The sequence below is a fragment of the Arcicella rosea genome (genome assembly GCF_040543805.1).
GTDB classification, from domain to species: domain Bacteria; phylum Bacteroidota; class Bacteroidia; order Cytophagales; family Spirosomataceae; genus Arcicella; species Arcicella rosea.
Genome location: NZ_JBEUMS010000001.1, coordinates 386,394 through 404,204 on the forward strand (window position 1 = coordinate 386,394; position 17,811 = coordinate 404,204).

Annotated in this window: 12 protein-coding genes; 4 read left to right on the forward strand and 8 right to left on the reverse strand. The window is 34.4% G+C overall.

Annotation, left to right across the window (positions count from 1 at the left end; all coding sequences use genetic code 11):
- Positions 1–57 precede the first annotated feature (57 nt).
- From ABID42_RS01775 to ABID42_RS01790, 4 genes are all read right to left on the reverse strand, one after another.
- Positions 58–1,311 (reverse strand): glycan-binding surface protein, encoded by a 1,254-nt coding sequence (locus tag ABID42_RS01775; protein ID WP_367282186.1) that lies wholly within the window; start codon positions 1,309–1,311, stop codon positions 58–60.
- A 78-nt stretch (positions 1,312–1,389) separates the two neighbouring features.
- The gene (locus ABID42_RS01780) at positions 1,390–3,027 is read right to left on the reverse strand and encodes a RagB/SusD family nutrient uptake outer membrane protein (protein ID WP_323257198.1); all 1,638 of its coding nucleotides are present in this window, start codon (positions 3,025–3,027) and stop codon (positions 1,390–1,392) included.
- Between the two features lie 36 nt (positions 3,028–3,063).
- Entirely contained in the window at positions 3,064–6,213 is a 3,150-nt protein-coding gene (locus ABID42_RS01785) for a SusC/RagA family TonB-linked outer membrane protein (RefSeq protein ID WP_367282187.1), read from the reverse strand.
- A 495-nt stretch (positions 6,214–6,708) separates the two neighbouring features.
- Entirely contained in the window at positions 6,709–7,638 is a 930-nt protein-coding gene (locus tag ABID42_RS01790; RefSeq protein WP_323257202.1) for a sugar phosphate isomerase/epimerase family protein, read from the reverse strand.
- Positions 7,639–8,226: 588 nt separating this feature from the next.
- On the opposite strand from ABID42_RS01790, the gene ABID42_RS01795 reads away from it, so the two are divergent.
- Entirely contained in the window at positions 8,227–8,934 is a 708-nt protein-coding gene (locus ABID42_RS01795; protein WP_323257204.1) for an NUDIX hydrolase, read from the forward strand.
- Positions 8,935–9,070: 136 nt separating this feature from the next.
- Here ABID42_RS01795 and ABID42_RS01800 read toward each other — a convergent pair whose 3' ends face one another.
- Together ABID42_RS01800 and ABID42_RS01805 are read right to left on the reverse strand one after the other, a co-directional pair.
- Positions 9,071–9,640 carry a YceI family protein gene (locus ABID42_RS01800; RefSeq protein ID WP_367282188.1) on the reverse strand — a complete coding sequence of 190 codons (570 nt, stop codon included), beginning with the start codon at positions 9,638–9,640 and terminating at the stop codon, positions 9,071–9,073.
- Between the two features lie 56 nt (positions 9,641–9,696).
- Positions 9,697–12,231 (reverse strand): TonB-dependent receptor, encoded by a 2,535-nt coding sequence (locus ABID42_RS01805; RefSeq protein WP_367282189.1) that lies wholly within the window; start codon positions 12,229–12,231, stop codon positions 9,697–9,699.
- Between the two features lie 318 nt (positions 12,232–12,549).
- Between ABID42_RS01805 and ABID42_RS01810 the strand changes: the two genes are divergently transcribed.
- Together ABID42_RS01810 and ABID42_RS01815 are read left to right on the forward strand one after the other, a co-directional pair.
- On the forward strand, positions 12,550–13,578 hold the full coding sequence (locus ABID42_RS01810; protein ID WP_323257210.1) for a sensor histidine kinase: 1,029 nt from the start codon (positions 12,550–12,552) through the stop codon (positions 13,576–13,578).
- A gap of 121 nt (positions 13,579–13,699) precedes the next feature.
- The gene (locus ABID42_RS01815; RefSeq protein WP_323257212.1) at positions 13,700–14,455 is read left to right on the forward strand and encodes a LytR/AlgR family response regulator transcription factor; all 756 of its coding nucleotides are present in this window, start codon (positions 13,700–13,702) and stop codon (positions 14,453–14,455) included.
- A gap of 78 nt (positions 14,456–14,533) precedes the next feature.
- On the opposite strand, the gene ABID42_RS01820 is transcribed toward ABID42_RS01815, so the two are convergent.
- Positions 14,534–15,925, reverse strand: coding sequence for a GH1 family beta-glucosidase (locus ABID42_RS01820; RefSeq protein WP_367282190.1), 1,392 nt, complete (start codon positions 15,923–15,925; stop codon positions 14,534–14,536).
- A 205-nt stretch (positions 15,926–16,130) separates the two neighbouring features.
- On the opposite strand from ABID42_RS01820, the gene ABID42_RS01825 reads away from it, so the two are divergent.
- Positions 16,131–16,838: an Imm49 family immunity protein gene (locus ABID42_RS01825; RefSeq protein WP_367282191.1), complete on the forward strand. Its 708-nt coding sequence runs from the start codon at positions 16,131–16,133 to the stop codon at positions 16,836–16,838.
- A gap of 159 nt (positions 16,839–16,997) precedes the next feature.
- Here the strand turns inward: ABID42_RS01825 and ABID42_RS01830 are convergent, their stop codons facing one another.
- A complete protein-coding gene (locus ABID42_RS01830; RefSeq protein WP_367282192.1) occupies positions 16,998–17,522 on the reverse strand; it encodes a hypothetical protein in 525 nt (174 codons plus the stop codon).
- Between the last annotated feature and the right edge of the window lie 289 nt (positions 17,523–17,811).

Here is a 17,811-nt window from a genome sequence, read left to right on the forward strand (position 1 = left end):
AAAAAAAATCCTTCTATAGCAACTAGAAGGATTTTTTCTTTTTGAGAGTGAAGTGAATTATTTATTCGTTGTTCTTACAATACGAAGGTTATCAACAGCCATTGCTATTTTATCAATATCGCTATTTTGTGGTGTTGTATTATCGAAGAAGAAAACAAATTCAGCTCCGCCATTATTTCCATCAGCCCCCAAAATATCACTGATTGACGTTGCTGAAGTACCAGTACCATCGGAGGTTCTGAAATCCGTTAACGGAATCGTTTGTGTTACCCAACCTTGTGTAGAGAATGCTTTTCCAGCGACTCTCCAAGGTTCATAACGAGCAGCGTAGTTTTTACCATTAGCTTTAATCAAAAATGCACCTGATGCCCAAGCTTGCTTCACATTAATTTCGAATTTCAATGAAAAATGTTCTACTCTATTCGTTAAACTATCTTTGCTCATTAATGGATTTCTCAAATCTGTTGTTAGCCACAAAGCTCTTCCATCTGCATTCCACCAAGCATTATCTCCTGCTTTGGTTACAGTATTTTTTTCAAAATAAGCATAAGAACCATGCGCACCCGGATAGTCTGTAGTGCTGTTTTTTACAAAAATATTCCACATCCAATTTGCCCATTGTTTATCATCAAAATTAGCAAATACGCTTGCTCCTGAATTCAAATTAAAAGGTGCTACTGTTTTCGAAATACCATACTTCGTTACTACTTGAAGTGCTCCAGAAAGGGTTAAATTTGCAGGAACTTTTACTTCTATTTTATCTCCTTCTTTCGTTGCTTTAAAGTCTGTTACTTCAATATTTCCCGGAAAAACCACCTTTTGAACTAAAAGAAAATTAGCTCCATGTATTGTAATTGTTGCTCCTGGAAGTGCATTTTCATTATCTATCCAATAAATATTAGGCGGTGGTGGCAATAATAAGAAGTCATAAGATACTTCTCCATGACTAGTTACAATTCTAAGTTTATTAGAAACCGTTGCCATCGTTGCTTCAGTTGGGGCTTCTTTGGGAAGTCTAATAATTAAGTGTGTGTTAGTGTTGTAATTGGTATTGAATGAAGCTTCATAATCGTTAAAATATACTTTGATGATGCCTCCTAGATTTTCACCATTAATCACCAACAGTTTATCATCAGGAATTGTTGATACAAATGTGCTGTCTTTATGCCTTGAAATAGTATCCAGAAGATAGACTTTCTTGATGACAGGCGTTCCTGTAGAGATAGGCTCTAATTCGGAATCCTGACAAGAAGATAAAATAGCAAGCGAGACGATGAATAGTAATCCCAGCTTACCAAATATATGATTCATTGATTTTTTCATTTTCTATGAGAATTTATCAAAGGAGAGGAATCCTCTCCTTCCAAATTTTACAATTGATACTTGAAACTAAAACTTGTAAGGAACTGGTGGTTTTCTCAAGTTTGGAGCCATCGCCAATTCTGTATCAGGATATGGTAAAAACATCGTTGCATCATTAACGGTATAAGTACGAGGTACTAAAATTGTAGTCGTAAATTCACGAATTCTGCCATTTGCATAAGTACCTGGCTTGATGTCTATTTTATATTCTCCTTTTTGTTGAGCATTGATAATTGCTTTCGCTTTCGTCGGATTATAGTAATACAAGCGAACAATATCATACCAAGCATCGCCTTCAACTGCAAATTCGTAACGACGTTCATGCAAAATTTTATCAATATTGATAGAAGTCACCGAAGGTAAACCAGCTCTGTTTCTTACAGCATTAAAATACTTCAATGCTTCAGGGTCTGTAGTAGAAGCATTATTTCCTAAAATTGCTTCTGCATAAATAAAATATACATCTGCCAAGCGTTGCATATAAGTATTGTTCCCAGTAGCTTGAACCTGCCCTTTTCCTTCATTATCATCTGGTGTACCTACAATGTATTTTTTGAAGTGAGCAATATTGCTATAAGTACTTGCTGATGGAATTGGCTCTGCCCATCCTCCGCCTTTTTTGTTTAATTCAGGATAATGGTCACCCGGAAACATGTAAGTTGCTTTTCTACGAATAGAGTCTATTGGGTCTAAATTTAAAACATAGTCTGCCGAAGCACCATGTCCTCCACCCCAACCATCTGAACCTCCAGTAATCGTACTGTTTTCTGCAAATTGTGATTGAAACCCATTTCCTACTCCCCAAGGATCACGCAATGGAACCCACTGTAAACCAAATAATTGCTCTGGATTATTGTTATTTTTTGTAAAAAATAAGTCTGCATAATTATCCATCAATTTGTATGGACTATTCATAATTACATCTCTAGCATAATACTTAGCACTATCTAAATACATTTGGTTACGTTGTCCATTGCTTGAATTCAACCCTGAACGAGTCAAATAAAATCTAGCCAACATTCCTTCCGCAGAGTACTTCGTTAAACGACCTGTCGTAGAAGTAGCAGGAAGATTAGCAATGGCATACTGCATGTCACGAATTGCAAATTCCCAAACGCTTTCTACAGTATTTCTTGATAAAGTAGTATCTCCACCTTGTTTAATATTATCTGTAATAATTGGAACAGGACCCCAGTTTTGTACCAAAAGAGAGTACGCTAAACCACGCATATAACGAGCCTCGCCCAAGGCTGTTTTTTTTGCCGTTGCCGAAACTGCTGGCTTCGCATAAGTATTAACATTGCTAATCAATACATTCGACTGAGCGATGATATTATAAAACGAAGACCAAGAATCCTTCAAAGCACCGTTGGTATTTGAAACAGCAAACGAACAAAATTGAAGCCAGTCAGCTACGTAAGGAGTAAAGAAGTTTCCTCCACGACCATCACCAAAAGCCAATAAAGATTGTCCGTTTGCACCTGCCCAAACTTGGTTATATAAAGCTGCTGTTGAAGTAAGTAATTCAGCATCGGTATTGAAAAATGTTCCAGCCGTTAGATTACTTAATGGCGGTCTTTCTAAGAAATCGTCTTTACAACTACTTGTCAGACCACAAATAGTTAAGAACAGAAATATGTATTTTAAAAAATTATATCTTTTCATTTTCTTGATGTTTAAACTTGATAAAATGTACGTTGATTAAAAGTCTGCCGACAAGCTAAAAGTGTACATTCTTGAAGATGGATAACGACCATTATCAAAACCTGGAACATTTGAAGCATTTCCTACTTCTGGGTCATATCCTGAATATTTGGTAATAGTAAAAGCATTTTGAACACCAGCCGTTAAGCGTAAACCATTAATTGGCAAGTATTTTTTAAGAATTGCTTTTGGTAAATTGTAAGTCAAAGTGATGTTTTTAGCACGTAAATACGAACCATCTTCGATAAACTTATCAGTTGCACGACCGTTACCATTTGGTGTATTTCCTACTCTTGGCACATTCGTTCCCGGATTCAACAATTGTGCAGTTTCATCATAACTACTTGGTCTGGCAAAATTGATTACTTCTTTGTAAGCTCCACGAATTAAGTTGGTAAAGCCCGAATTGTTCAATTTTAATTGGTTGAATATTTGGTTTCCATACGTTCCTTGCATGAAAATTGACAAGTCGAAGTTTTTATAAGAGAAACTATTGTTGATACCGAAAGTATATTTTGGCCAAGGATTTCCAACAACGGTTCTGTCTAAATCATCAATTACATTATCTCCATTTACATCTACAAATTTCACATCACCGACCCAAACGCCATTTTGACTAATTGGTACATTTGCAGGAACAGCACTGTTGATAAGCTCTTGGTAATTTTGGAAAATACCTGCATACTTATAAGCATAAAACTGCCAAAGTGGTTGACCAATATTTGAACGAGAAATTACATCAGTAAACCAAGGTTTACGGCTGGCAAAAGCTCTGTCTGTATTGAGTTTTAATAATTTATTTCTATCAAACGAGATATTAAAACCGCTTTTCCATGTTAATGAACCTGCTGATTTCCCTTCAATCGGTACAGTATTGATTGAAATCCCAATTCCTTTATTTTCTAAATCACCAAGATTTACTACTGGTGAACCGATTGCTCCTGTTCCAGTTGTTCCTGCATAGGCTGGCAATGGTAATTCTGTAATTAGGTTACTGGTTTTTCTTAAATAAGCATCAAAAACTAAATGAATTCTGTTTTTGAAAGCGTGTAAATCTAAACCGATATTGTATGATTTTGTACTTTCCCATTTCAAATCTGGGTTAGCAAAATTGGCTGCTAAAAAGCCTTGACCCGTTTGTGTTGGAATAGCATTCAAAGAAGCATAGATTGGTTTTCCCCAGTATTGGTTACCAGTAGTTCCCATTTCTACTCTTAGTTTCAAATCATCAATTGAACTCACACCTTTCATGAAATTCTCTCTTGAAACCCTCCAAGCGGCAGAAACTGAAGGGAAGAATCCCCAACGATTGTTTGGACCAAAATTTGAAGAAGCATCTCCACGATAAGTAGCTTGAAGAATATATTTATCATCAAAAATATAACCTATACGAGTAAAATACGATTCTTGTGAGCTTGCATCTCTGCTACTTCCACTGATAGAAGTTTTTAAATCACCAGCGGATAATTCTGGAATATTATTACTTGTATAACCTGTTACTTGTCCTGATAAATTCTCAGAAAAACTGTATTGTGATTCATGACCAACGTTTATATTAATGTCATGTTTTTGAAATCTTTTAGTATAATTCAAACGCTGGTTAGTACTCCAATAATAACTATTTCCTGCATATCGTCTTGATGAAGTAACCGCATTGGTTGCTCCTTGAGTGATATTATTTACTCCAAATTGATACGATGGATTAAAAATTGCTCTTGTATCATTACCATAAGTACCGTTAAATTCTGCATGAAATACCAAATCTTTGAAGATATTCAAATCTGCATAAACAGCACCGAAGGTACTTATACGTTTATAAACGTTGCTATTGGTATAAGCCAATGCCACGGGGTTGGTCACAAAAACGTAAGAAGGAGTGGTAGGTGTTACGTTTTGAGGTCCACCCCATGAGCCATCACCATTTTTTAGCGGTGTTGCTGGTGACTGTTGGATAGCGGTACTAATAATTTGGTCGTCTCCAATGGATAGGTTTTCGTTGGTTCCAGAAAGAGATAAGTTTGTCCCAACTTTTAAATAGCTACGAAGTTTAGTTTCAAGGTTTAATCTTAACGATTTTCTATCAAAGCCTGAGTTGGGTGCTAATCCGTCTTGATTCAATAATTCAAAAGAAAGATAATAAGTAGTTCTTTCGTTACCTCCACTGAGCGAAAGCTGTTGTTTCTTCATCGCAGCGGTTTTGAACAAAGCTGTTTGCCAGTTTGTACCTTCCCCTAAAATAGAAGGGTCTGAAAACTCCGCTTGGCGACCATAACCAGCTATATCCGCCCAAGCATTACTATAAATTGCGTATTCCTTCAGGTTCATTACTGGCAATTGGTTCGGTAATGTCTGGAAGTTATACATACTTGTAAAGTTAATTCTGGTATCGCCAGCTTTCCCTTTTTTTGTAGTTACCACAATTACTCCATTTGAAGCTCTTGAACCATAGATTGATTGCGCCGAAGGTCCAGTCAATACGTTCATCGATTCAATATCATCTGGATTTAAACTTGCTAAAATGTTTGATTGTCCGTCAGACTCAGTACTGTTTGGTGGCATAATTTGTACTCCGTCAATCACATACATTGGCTGAGTATTTCCATTAATTGAAGAAACTCCACGGATATATACTGAAGATGCTCCACCCGGTTTTCCTGAATTACTTGCTACATAAACGTTAGCCGCACGTCCTTGCAAGGCTTGGTCTAGTGAAGTATTGACTGTTCTTTTAATTTCTGATTCACCAATATTGGTTTGCGAACCTGACAGATAACGAGTTTTTTGCGAACCATAACCAACCACTACTACTTCATCCAAAGACGAAATGTTTTCTACCAAGGTTACATTGATTTTTAATCTGCCTGCTATTTTCACTTCTTGAGAAGAATAACCTACCGACGTAATGAGCAAAGTTGCATTACTTCCTGCATCAATACTAAATTCGCCTGAAGCATTAGCCGTACTACCAGTGGTAGTTCCTTTTACCAAAATACTTGCTCCGGGAACAGGTTGATTATCCTGACTAGAAACAATTTTACCTGTAATTTTTTGTGTTTGTACAGGGGCTTTCTGAGCTGATACTTCGCTGATTTGAAAAACGAACATCAACAACATAAATGACAATTTGAAGAATAAATTTTTGTCCATTTTTGGTGGATCACTGCTTTGGAAAGTTGTTTTCATTGTAAAGGATTTATTGGGTATAATGTATTTGAATATTAGAGCAAAACGGCACACTTAAAAAAGTTGAATTTTATATCGGGATAGTATAAAAAATAATAGTACAAAATTGGGTTTAATTTGTACTATATAAATCAGGGCTTTCCCCTGATTTAAAAATCAAGGGTTTACCCTTGGTTTTTGACAAAACAGACAAGATTTAATTGAAAAAGAAGGACTAGACACACTAGGAGACAGGTTCTAGAAAAATTACTTTTTTATTGAAAAATATCTCATTCGTTAATAAAATAAGAATCATTAATTCATGTTATAATTTTAGTATCATTTACTTTGAAGAATAATACAAAAAATTTACATTTTTTAGAACGAGTTTCCAACTCATAAGTATAGACGTATAAAAACTAAAAATCCCACAAGCAATATCACATCGCTTGTGGGATTTTTAAATTACTTGATTGGCTATTAAGCTGTAATCTTCTTTAAGTTACCAAAACTTGTCGTTAAATTATCAATTGGTGATGGCGCTCCATCTTGTTCGATGAAAAGATGTTTTACTCCAGCAGTATCAGCAGCCGCAAAAATTGATTTAAAGTCAACAATTCCTGTTCCTACTTCTACAGGCAACAAGGTTTCTTTGTTCAAATCTTTTACGTGAAACAATGGGAAACGTCCCGGATGTTTAGCAAATAATTCTGGAATATTTACACCAGCTTTCGTTGCCCAAGCCAAATCCAATTCAAATTTCAATAAATCAGCACTAATTTGTGAAGTAAAAATATCGAATGGTAATTGTCCATCTACTTTTTCAAATTCAGCCGTGTGGTTATGGAAAATAAAAGTAAGTCCTGCTTTTTTACAAGCCTCTCCTGCTTTCTGAAGAATCTCTAAAGACGATTTAATATCTTCTGATGTCTTCACAGGAATACTTGCACATACCAAATACTTTGCACCGCCTTCTGCAACTTCGTCAACTACCTGCTGAGTATCGTTCATTAACGATTTCATCGGTGGCATTTTTTTCAACATTTCAGCATTCGGATTTACGGGTGCTCCCGGTTTTGGAGCTGGCATTCTGAAAGGCGCACCCATAATATGGTGTGCTTGCCAAGTCATGCCCAAATCACTTACTACAGTGGCAAATTCCTTTGGCTTCATGCCATAATATCCGCCTTTCATGCTGAAAGCCGATTCTATTTCTTTATAACCAATTCCAGCAATTTGCTTCAATGTTCCTGTTACATCTTTGTCGATAATCGACATCGTTGTGAATAACTGCACTCCAAAGTTTTTCGGAGTAAGTTTAGTAGCAAATGCGTCTGCCAAATTTGGTAGTAGCATTCCACCAAGTGCTAAAGCACCTGTGTTTTTAAGAAAGTCTCTTCTGTTTTGCATAGTTTCAGGTTATGTTTTATTATCAAATCTTCAACAATAAGCCGTTTTTATTGTGGTTATGTTTTTCCGAATCAAATATTATAATTGGATACAAGAGTGTTTACAGATATTCATTGACATCGCCTGCCCTAAGGCAGGCATGAGTCCGAATTTATAGTTGTACTTTATTTCTTTATGGGTAAATCGTCAATTTATAAATCTGGTTTTCAATACATTATTTCAATAAGAATGGTTTTATTCAGCTATTCTGTCTATTTTACATCTTCCTTGAATTTTCAGTACCCATTACATGATTAAAATAGCTATCATTTTTACTTCTAAAATAATCTTAGGATATCATATTCATTAAGACAATGGGAGCTATCTGAATTCATACTTTCTCTTTTCTTAATTTGCCTCACCATTTGTCAAAAACCTGAATAACAAAGTGCTAAGAAAAATACTCAAAAAAAATCATATTTATTTTTCCAGATTAAATAGTATTAAAATTATTGTATCATTGCGGTACAATGATAATTGAACCTTTTTATCTTACCAAATTTTTCTTTACATTTATCAAAATTTCGCTTAAACATCTCAAAAAAGCTTATGAGTACTCTAATTAGTTCTGTTGATTATCTTCCTGGCATTTCAATTGACTGCGTGATTTTTGGATTTCACGACAATCAATTGAAAATATTATTACTGAATTTTAAAAGTACAGATTGGTTAGCTGTTCCGGGTGGATTTATCAAAGAAAGTGAAAATTTAGAAGAGGCAGCCCAAAGAATTTTAGAAGAACGCACAGGTTTGACGAACATTTACTTAGAACAATTTCACGTATTTGGTGATAGAAATAGACGAGATAATGAAGTAATGAAATCTGCAATGGCAGCTGGTGGAAATATTATTGGTCCCGACCATTTTTTGATGAGACGCTTTATTTCGATTGGTTTTTATGCTTTGATTGATTTTACGAAAGCAACACCAACTCCAGATATACATTCTGATACTTGCGAATGGTATGATATTAAAGAAATTCCTACTTTGATTTATGATCATTCATTAATGGTATCAAAAGCTTTGGAAACTTTACGCTTCTTTCTGGATGAAAAACTGATTGGTTTTAATCTTTTGCCAGAAGTATTTACGATGAATGATTTGCAGAATTTATACGAAACCATTTTAGATAAAAAGTTACTCCGCACTAACTTCCAACGCAAAATGTTAAGCTTGGGGATTTTGGAAAGATTAGATAAAAAAATGACGGGTGCAGCCAACAAAGCGCCTTATTTGTATAGATTTACTGGAAAGTGATTTACTCATTATCATAAAAGAGAACAGGCTTGCCGTAGAACAGCAAGCCTTTCTTTTTTTCAATCAAAAACACAACTTTACGTGTGTTCCAGACTGACTATATCTTGAAGAAATAATCAATGTTATTTCTTATTTTTTACTCTTTACCGAATTCACCTACTGCTCTAATTTCGATGTCTTCACTTACTACTGCTGATGGCATTCCGCCTACACCGAAGTCAGTACGTTTGATAGTCCCTGTTAATTTAAACCCTGCAATTGGCTTTTGAGTTCTCATGTTTTTACCAACACCGTTCAATGTTAAATCAAGTGTTACTGGTTTTGTTACTCCTTTAATCGTTAAATCGCCTGCTAATTTATACTTTTTAGCATCAACTTTAGTGATAGAAGTACTTTTGAACGTCAATTTTGGGAATTTCTCAGCATCAAACATATCTGGTTTTCTCAAATGTCCATCTCTCATATCGTTATCAGTAGCCACACTTGCAACATCTGCTGATAATTCAAAAACAGCATCCGTAAAATCTTCTTTTGATGAAGTAATGGTTGCATCAAAAGTTTTGAAATTACCATCTACTTCTGAAAGCATTAAGTGGGTTACTGTAAAGCCTACTTTAGAGTGCGCTTTATCAACATTCCATTTTTGAGCAAATGATGATGTTACTGATACAACAATGGTTGTTACTAGGATTGCGATTTTTTTCATTGTTTTAGATTGATTAGACTGGTTTATTTTAACGTTTGAATTTACAAATTTTATACTTAATTATTAGATTCCCCACTTTTCACATCATCATTTTTAACAGATTTTGATTTTTTCTGTTCTACAAACTTCATGTTACCAATCTTATAACTAAACGTTAATTTGATATTTTGGTTATAAATATTGTTTACACTTTTCTGACTAAACTGTGCGGTATTCAACGTTGAAGTCATCGTCATTCCTCCAAAGAAATTCTCTGCTGCTAAGCCAATACTTCCTTTTTTGTTGTTGATATCTTTCTTTACACCAACAGAATACATTCCCATTCCGCTTTGTGAACCTTGTAATTGTACTTGGTTTCCACGGTAACCACCGAATGCTTGAACGCCCCAACCGTTATTTAATTGTATTTGTGATGAAATTCTTCCACCAATTGTTAAACCTGAGTTACTAATTAGTGAATAACCGCCTGTTGCATTCGCTGCTTGTCCGTCTAAGTAATTATAGTAAATATCTACTCCTCCGTTCAACGACCATTTCGGTGTGATGAAAGTATTTCCAAAAATATTCGCTCCGTATGTTTGTTGCTTACCAATGTTTTGGAAAGTTGTTACGATTGCCCCAACTAAAGTGTCTGATGGCGTACTGATTCTTACAATTGAATTGTTTGTCTGACGACCGAACACCGATACATTCAAATACGTTCTGTTGATATTTTTACTCAAACTTAATTCAACATTATTGGTAATTTCTGGTTTTAAGCTCGGGTTACCAATCGTAATATTTTGTGCGTTTGAAGCATTGAAGTTCGGATTCAATTGTTGTAAACCCGGACGTTGAATACGATTATTGTAAGCCAATTTCAAAGTTGCACCACCTAAACTTTTAGAAATATTAATACTTGGCACTAAATTTCCATAAGATGGAATATTGATAGCATTCTTATCGGTCGTAGCATCAATCGTTGTGTATTCGTAACGTGTTCCTACTTTGAAAGTATATTTATTCTTGGTTGAATAAGTATAAGAAACATATCCCGACGAAATCATTTGCTTGTAATTCAATAAGCCCGAAGGATTATTGGCATCTGTACTATATCCTCCTGTACTACCTGCGAATAAATATTGGTAGTCGCTATCTACTTGACGAGTAATACTTTTTAAACCTACTTCAAACATTTGGTTTTGTTTGATTGGTGTTTGATAATCTGTTTGAAGTGTAATCTCACGATTGGTATTACCGTTGATGTTTCTCTGACGACTCAATAATTCACTAGCTCCGTTCAAAATATTAGCATCAAAATTATTCGTTAAATTATTTTGGCTGTATTGAGTAGAAATAGACCACTCTTGTTGTGGTTTGAATGTTTTGATATAATCAACATTCACATCTACTGAATTGGATAAATCTTTGCTATCAACATCTCTGTAAGAAGTAGAAGTTAACGAACTGTTTGAAAACAATCTCGTGATATAATCTTGGCTACGTTCTAAATTTCTTGTACCAAAAGCTACCGAAGCATTGATTGATTGGCTTTTTGAAATTTCATAATCAAAACCTAAATTATATCTTCCAAAAAGACCGTTGTCTTTAGCATCAGAACTTTGTTGTGTTAATTGTGTAACACCATCTCTCACGGTTGATTGCTCTAAAGAAGTAGCTGATTTATTGTAGAATAATCTTCCAAAACCTCCTAAAGTAACACCTAATTTACCACTACGATAACTTCCGTTTAGTCCTAAGTTTGAAGCACGAAGTCCTACTCCTGAATCTACATTCAATGTCAAACCTTCAATAGATGATTTTTTAGTGATGATGTTGATAATCCCCGCTGAACCTTCAGCATCATATTTAGCCGATGGCGAAGTAATTACTTCTACCGTTTTAATCAAATCAGCAGGAATCATTTTCAAAGCATCTGCAATACTGCTTGCTACAATGGTAGAAGGCTTATTATTGATTAAAACTTTAATATTGGTCGTTCCTCTTAACGATACATTTCCATCTAAATCGACCGAAAGCATTGGTACTTTTTTCAAAATATCCGAAGCGTCTCCACCTTTTGCTAACATATCTTTTTCAGCATTATATACTAGGCGGTCAACTTTTTCTTCAATCAATGCTTTTTCAGCTGTAACTGTTACGCCATCTAACATTTGAGAAATTGGTGCTAATTTCAATACGCCCAAATCAATGTCTTTTCCTTTTTCTACTTTAATATTATCGATAGTTTTACTTTCAAAACCGATGAACGAAATCGTTAATTTATAATCACCAACAGCAACTTTCGTTAATGAAAATTTTCCTTTTTCATCTGCCATTGTTCCATCAACTGGCTTTTTAGTAGCTTTGTTGATTAATGAAATATTAGCAAATTCTACCGCATTCGTAGCAGTTGAATCAATGATAAAACCTGAGATTTTAGAATTTCCCTTAGGAGTATTGATTTCAAAACTTGGTGCAGCCTGTTGTTGAGAAGTTTGTCTTCTACCATTTCCATCTCCACCGCCTCCGTTTGGCGGACCTCCGAATTGAGCTAATGCGATTTCACTACTTGTGAAAATGATTAGGAATAATGTTAATAATTTTTTCATCGTCGTAAAATATTTGATTGTATCGAAAACGCTTTTGATTTTTTGGTCTTTGTGAATTTCTTGCTACAAAACAAATACAATAAAATGAAAGGAAAATCAGCGATAGACAATCTGGGGAGGAAAATCGACGAATCGGATACTAACACGATAAAGTGGAATTGTCGGGATTTCGAGGTGAATTATCGGATAAAATAGAGGACTCATCCAATAGTTTAGACAATTGGAGTACTTCAAGCCCATCAAGAGTATATATGTTAGTTTTTTTACAGAAATTTGAGTTGAACTTATACCAAACTGATTATTATTCATTATAAAAATATGCAAGCTTATATCCAACGAAATAGAATCTTACTCATACACTTGTCTTTCTGGTGTGTGTATTTCTCTTTCTTTTATTATCAAGTCAGCTTCACCAAACCCGGTGAAGAACCCGATTTAGTAGAAGCTTTGGTTACTTCCGTACTTCACGTAGGTTTTGTAGCTTTAGTGGCTTATATCAATTATTTTATTTTTCTTCCACGTTTTCTAAAGAACAAAAACCTTGTAGCTTATTTGTTTGAATTCCTTCCACTTTTTGCCATTATGATTACAGCATATATCTATGTAAAAAGGTATCAAATGGCACATAATGAACATATCGGTTACTTTTATAGCTCGAAATTTATTGTTCAACAAGCTGTAGGAACGTTTTTCATTGTCATTTTTGTGGGAATGTTAAAGTTTGCAGAAGATTGGTTGGAACTTGAAGCCAAACGAAAAGAAGTAGAAAATGAAAAGTTGATGGCAGAGCTTACTTTCTTGAAAGCGCAAATTAATCCGCACTTTTTATTTAATACTTTGAACAATCTGTACTATTTAGCTTTTACCAATTCGCCAAATACTACCGAAGTAATTGCTAAATTATCACAAATGATGCGCTACATGATTTATGATTCTAATCATGCGAAAGTATTGTTGAGCAAAGAAATTGAGTACATCGAAAATTATATAAGTCTCGAAAAACTACGATTGAACAACCAAATTCCGATTAGCTTTGAAATTGAAGGAAACATCACCCAAGCACAAATTGTCCCTTTAATTCTGATTACTTTTCTGGAGAATGCCTTCAAACATGGTGTAAGTAATAATTCAACCGATGCTTTTATTGCTGTAAAATTATTGGTGAGTAATGAGTCTTTGATTTATACGGTAGAAAACAGTAAATTGAAGTCTTCAAATCATGAAAAATCAGGTATTGGTTTAAGAAATGTTAGTCGTAGATTAGATTTGAGCTACGCTAATAAATACCAATTAGACGTTGAAGACGGAGAAACGAATTATAAAGTAAAATTAACGCTTGTAATTTAATTGTGAATTGTGATTGAGTGAATTAGTGATTTCTATAAAACATTACTCATTAATCCGCAATTCTCTAATTCACAATTAAAAAAATCACTAAATCACAATTCGCTAATTCACAATTAAAAAGATGCCCCATACTTGTATCATTGTTGAAGATGAACCTTTGGCTCGTAGTTTAATGGAAACTTACGTGAAAAAAGTGCCGTACTTACAATTAGTACAATCTTTTTCAGACCCATTAAAAGCCTTAGATTTTCTTAGAGATAATACGGTTGATATTCTTTTCTCGGACATCCAAATGCCTGAGATAACTGGCATTACTTTGTTAAAGATTTTACAGAAAAAACCTTTGATAATTCTTACGACGGCATATTCTGAATACGCTATTGAAGGTTATGAATTAGATGTGTTGGATTATTTGTTGAAACCCATCACTTTTGAAAGATTTCTAAAATCTGTTGAAAAAGCTTCTTTACGATTGAATACCACTGTTTCTGTTCAACAACAGCCACAAGCACCTGTGATACAAGAGAAGGTAATCAAAGAAGTAATCATCAATCAAGCAGATGCAACACAGGCTTTTATTTTTGTAAAAGATGGCACAAAACTGGTAAAAATCCGCTTGTCGGAGATTATGTATATTGAAGGTTTGAAGGATTACGTCACCATTTATACTACTCAACAAAAAGTAGTGGCATTACAAACTTTGAAAGCTTTGGAAGCTCAATTGCCCGAAACACAATTCGTCAGAATACATAATTCTTATATTGTTGCTTTAGAATGGATAGAATCTGTTCACCGAGAAAAAGTACAAATCGGCAAAGTATTTTTACCGATTTCTGATACTTATAGAAAGGCATTTAAGGAGTTTATTGAACGATGAAATAGCTTTTCAGCAGTGAGTTATGGGCAATGAGCTAAGTTTATCAAAAACTCATAGCTCATCGCTGAAAGCTCAAAGCTATTTTAAAAACTCCTCAAACCATCGCCCCGATTCTTTTACTGTTCTTTGTTGTGTTTTAAAATCTATGTGGACTAAACCGAATCTTGGTTTATAGCCTTCAGTCCATTCAAAATTGTCTGTCAACGTCCAAGCTAAGTATCCATTTATATTTACTCCTTCTTGCTTGGCTTTCAAGATATGCTGTAAATAACTTTGGTAGAAAGCTACTCTTTCGCTATCGTTAATCTTTCCATCGAGGAATTCATCTTTAAAAGCCGCACCGTTTTCAGTCACCATGATTTGTTTGATGTCTTTGTATTCACCGAACTGTTTCAAAATATTGTACATTCCATCAGGCGACACTTCCCAACCTAAATCCGTTACATTATCAATCTTTCTGGTTTTAGGTTTTACTTCAAGCGCCTTCAAATATGGAATCCAAAAGGCACTTTTCACTACCAATTTAAAGTAATTCTGCACGCCAATAAAGTCAAAATCGAAAGCCAATTTCTCCATATCTCCCGCATGAACATACTTCTTTATCATATTTTGTAGAAAAGGTAATTCATGCACAGGATAACCCAAGCCCAAAGTAGGTTCAAGAAACAAACGATTCAATAAAGCGTCAATACGTTTGGCAGCTCTTTTATCATTTTCGCTATCAGTAAAAGGCTCGATGAATGAACATGAGAAAGTAGTCCCAATCACTGCTTCGGGTACATTTTTACGAATAATTCTTCCACCTTCGGCTTGGCACATTGCTACGTGATGTACGGCTGGTAAGAAATTCCTCATTCCCAAACGACCGGGCGCATGATAGCCCGTCATATAACCCAAACCTGTAAAACCTGCGGGTTCGTTTAGTACTAACCAATGCTTTACTTTTGTAGCAAATTCACGAGTAACAACTTCGCAGTAATCCGAAAACCAGTCGATAACATCACGGTTTGTCCAACCGCCTTTATCTTCTAAGGTTTGAGGTAAATCCCAGTGATAAAGCGTGACATAAGGTTCTAATCCATTTTCTAAACAGCAGTCTATTACTTGATGATAAAACTCTAATCCAGTCTGATTTACCTTGCCAGTACCATGCGGCAAGATACGTGTCCAAGCGATAGAAAAACGGAAAGTATTAAAATTGAGCGATTTGGCTAGTAAAATATCTTCTTCAAAACGATGGTAGAAATCGCAAGCTACTTTAGCATTTTGCTGGTCTTTGATTTTATTCTTTTTATGTGAAAACTTATCCCAGATAGATTCACCTTTACCATCTTTATCCCAAGCACCTTCGTTTTGGAAAGCAGCCATGGCTATTCCCCAAGTAAAATCTTTCCCGAAAGCCTCTTTTGAAAAAGTATTTTCTTGCACAACAGTAGTGGGCGACAAACTAATATATTGATTCTCTTGCATTTACACCTAAAATTTTGGGTTGCAAAAGTAAGTATAAAAATCGTTATTGTTATGTTAAATTTTTGGAAGGGAAGGTTGGCTGGGTAAATTGGTTGAGAACAAATGCTATTCATTAATTTTGGTTTATAGGAAATACTAAAATCTGAATATGAAACTAAAGACATTGTATTAATAAAACTTAATCCATTCAATTAAAATGAAATACGTGAGTTTAGAAGAAACCCTGAAAATTTGTTTGAGTGATGAGAAAATTTGTTTAGAACGAATAAATTTATCTGAGTATAGGAATTGGGCTATAGGAAATCTAGAGTTGACAGCCAGAGGTATAGCCATTCATTCTATGTATGTTTTAAATGATTATGTTAAAGCCAGAGAACATTTTTATAAAGCCGCTTTATGTGGAGAATATATGGTGAGAAATTATGATGAGCTGATGGATACCTCAATTTATAAAATTTGCTGTGCTGTGTTAAGTGACAATACAGATATTATTAATCGCTATGGAACACTAAAGAATAAAGTGTCAAACAAGAATTTTATTGGTTATATTTTTAATACTGCCATTAGGTCTATTATTACTGATAATGCAGAAGAGCTTAAAGCCCAAATTGAGAAATTAAAAATAACTGTTACGAAGAAAGGAAATAAAGGTTTTACAGGAATGATTAACGTTTGTGAGGGTATTTTGAACAACAACAAAATACTAGTAGAACAGGGGTTACAAGAATTAATTAAAACACACGGAAGAAGAGGTGAATTTTGGTATGCAAAAACCTATTTTTCATTTGAAATAACAGCATTAGCTAAGTTAGCTTGGCGAAAAGGGATAGAAGTAGAAGTAGATAGCCCATTAGTACCCAAAGAGATGTTACCAGTCAGAGAACTTGATAATTATATTGGTTATGAATTTTAACCATTGCTTGGCGTAGGGTGTTTTTTAACAACAAAATAGGCGCCTTCTTGCAAATAACCTGACTAACAGTAGAAATTCTGTGTCCATTAAATACCAAAAGCTGTCGAACAACTAATTTCGACAGCTTTCTATGTTTTTAATATTCTTGATAAATCACTCTTAATAAATCGTCTTATTCGCTTCGTTCTCAAGTAATATCTCTTTGTCTTCTATGTCATTCTGTACTTTATCAATAAGATATACTAAAAACAATGCTACGATGTTTATTGAGAGGATGACTGAGTTATCGCTTACATCAAAGTTGAGTGTATTTTCAGCAAGTGAAAAACCTGAGATAACTTTAAATGTTTCGGTATAACTAATACCCAACGACAGCATGATGCCTGCTACAAATTTTAAGGTAATGCCTGAAAGCGTAAAGTTAAAGATTTGTAATACTTGACTAAGCAATGAAAATTGTAAGCCTCTGTTGTGTTTTCCTTTCACAAGTAACTGCCCACTATACACCGATAAAGCACTCACAGCTAAACAAAATAAATACAGTATTGCTATTGTTTGATTAACAGTATTTGTTTGTAATAGTTGATAAATGGTAAAGCCAATACCTGTAACACCGCCTATAATTTGATAATAACCAATGTTGTTGAGGATTGTTTTTTGGTCTTTGTTAAGTTCTGTTTCCATAATATTTCGATTGCTTGAATGAAAGTTGTTGACTATTTACTGTACGTAAAATCTATTCAAAAAGATTGGCAAATTTAAGAATAATTTTACTCATCGTATAGTCTCTAAAACTGTGTCATAAGTAATAATATTGTAGGTTTTATCCTGATTTCTGAAAAAAATTGATAGTTTTTACCTAATTAAAAGCTTAATTATCACACAAATGTCTAGTACTCAATCAGCTAAGACAATAGTTGTGTCAGCTCATCTTTTTTTTAATCAATCGTTCCAATTCAAATAAAGAATTAAA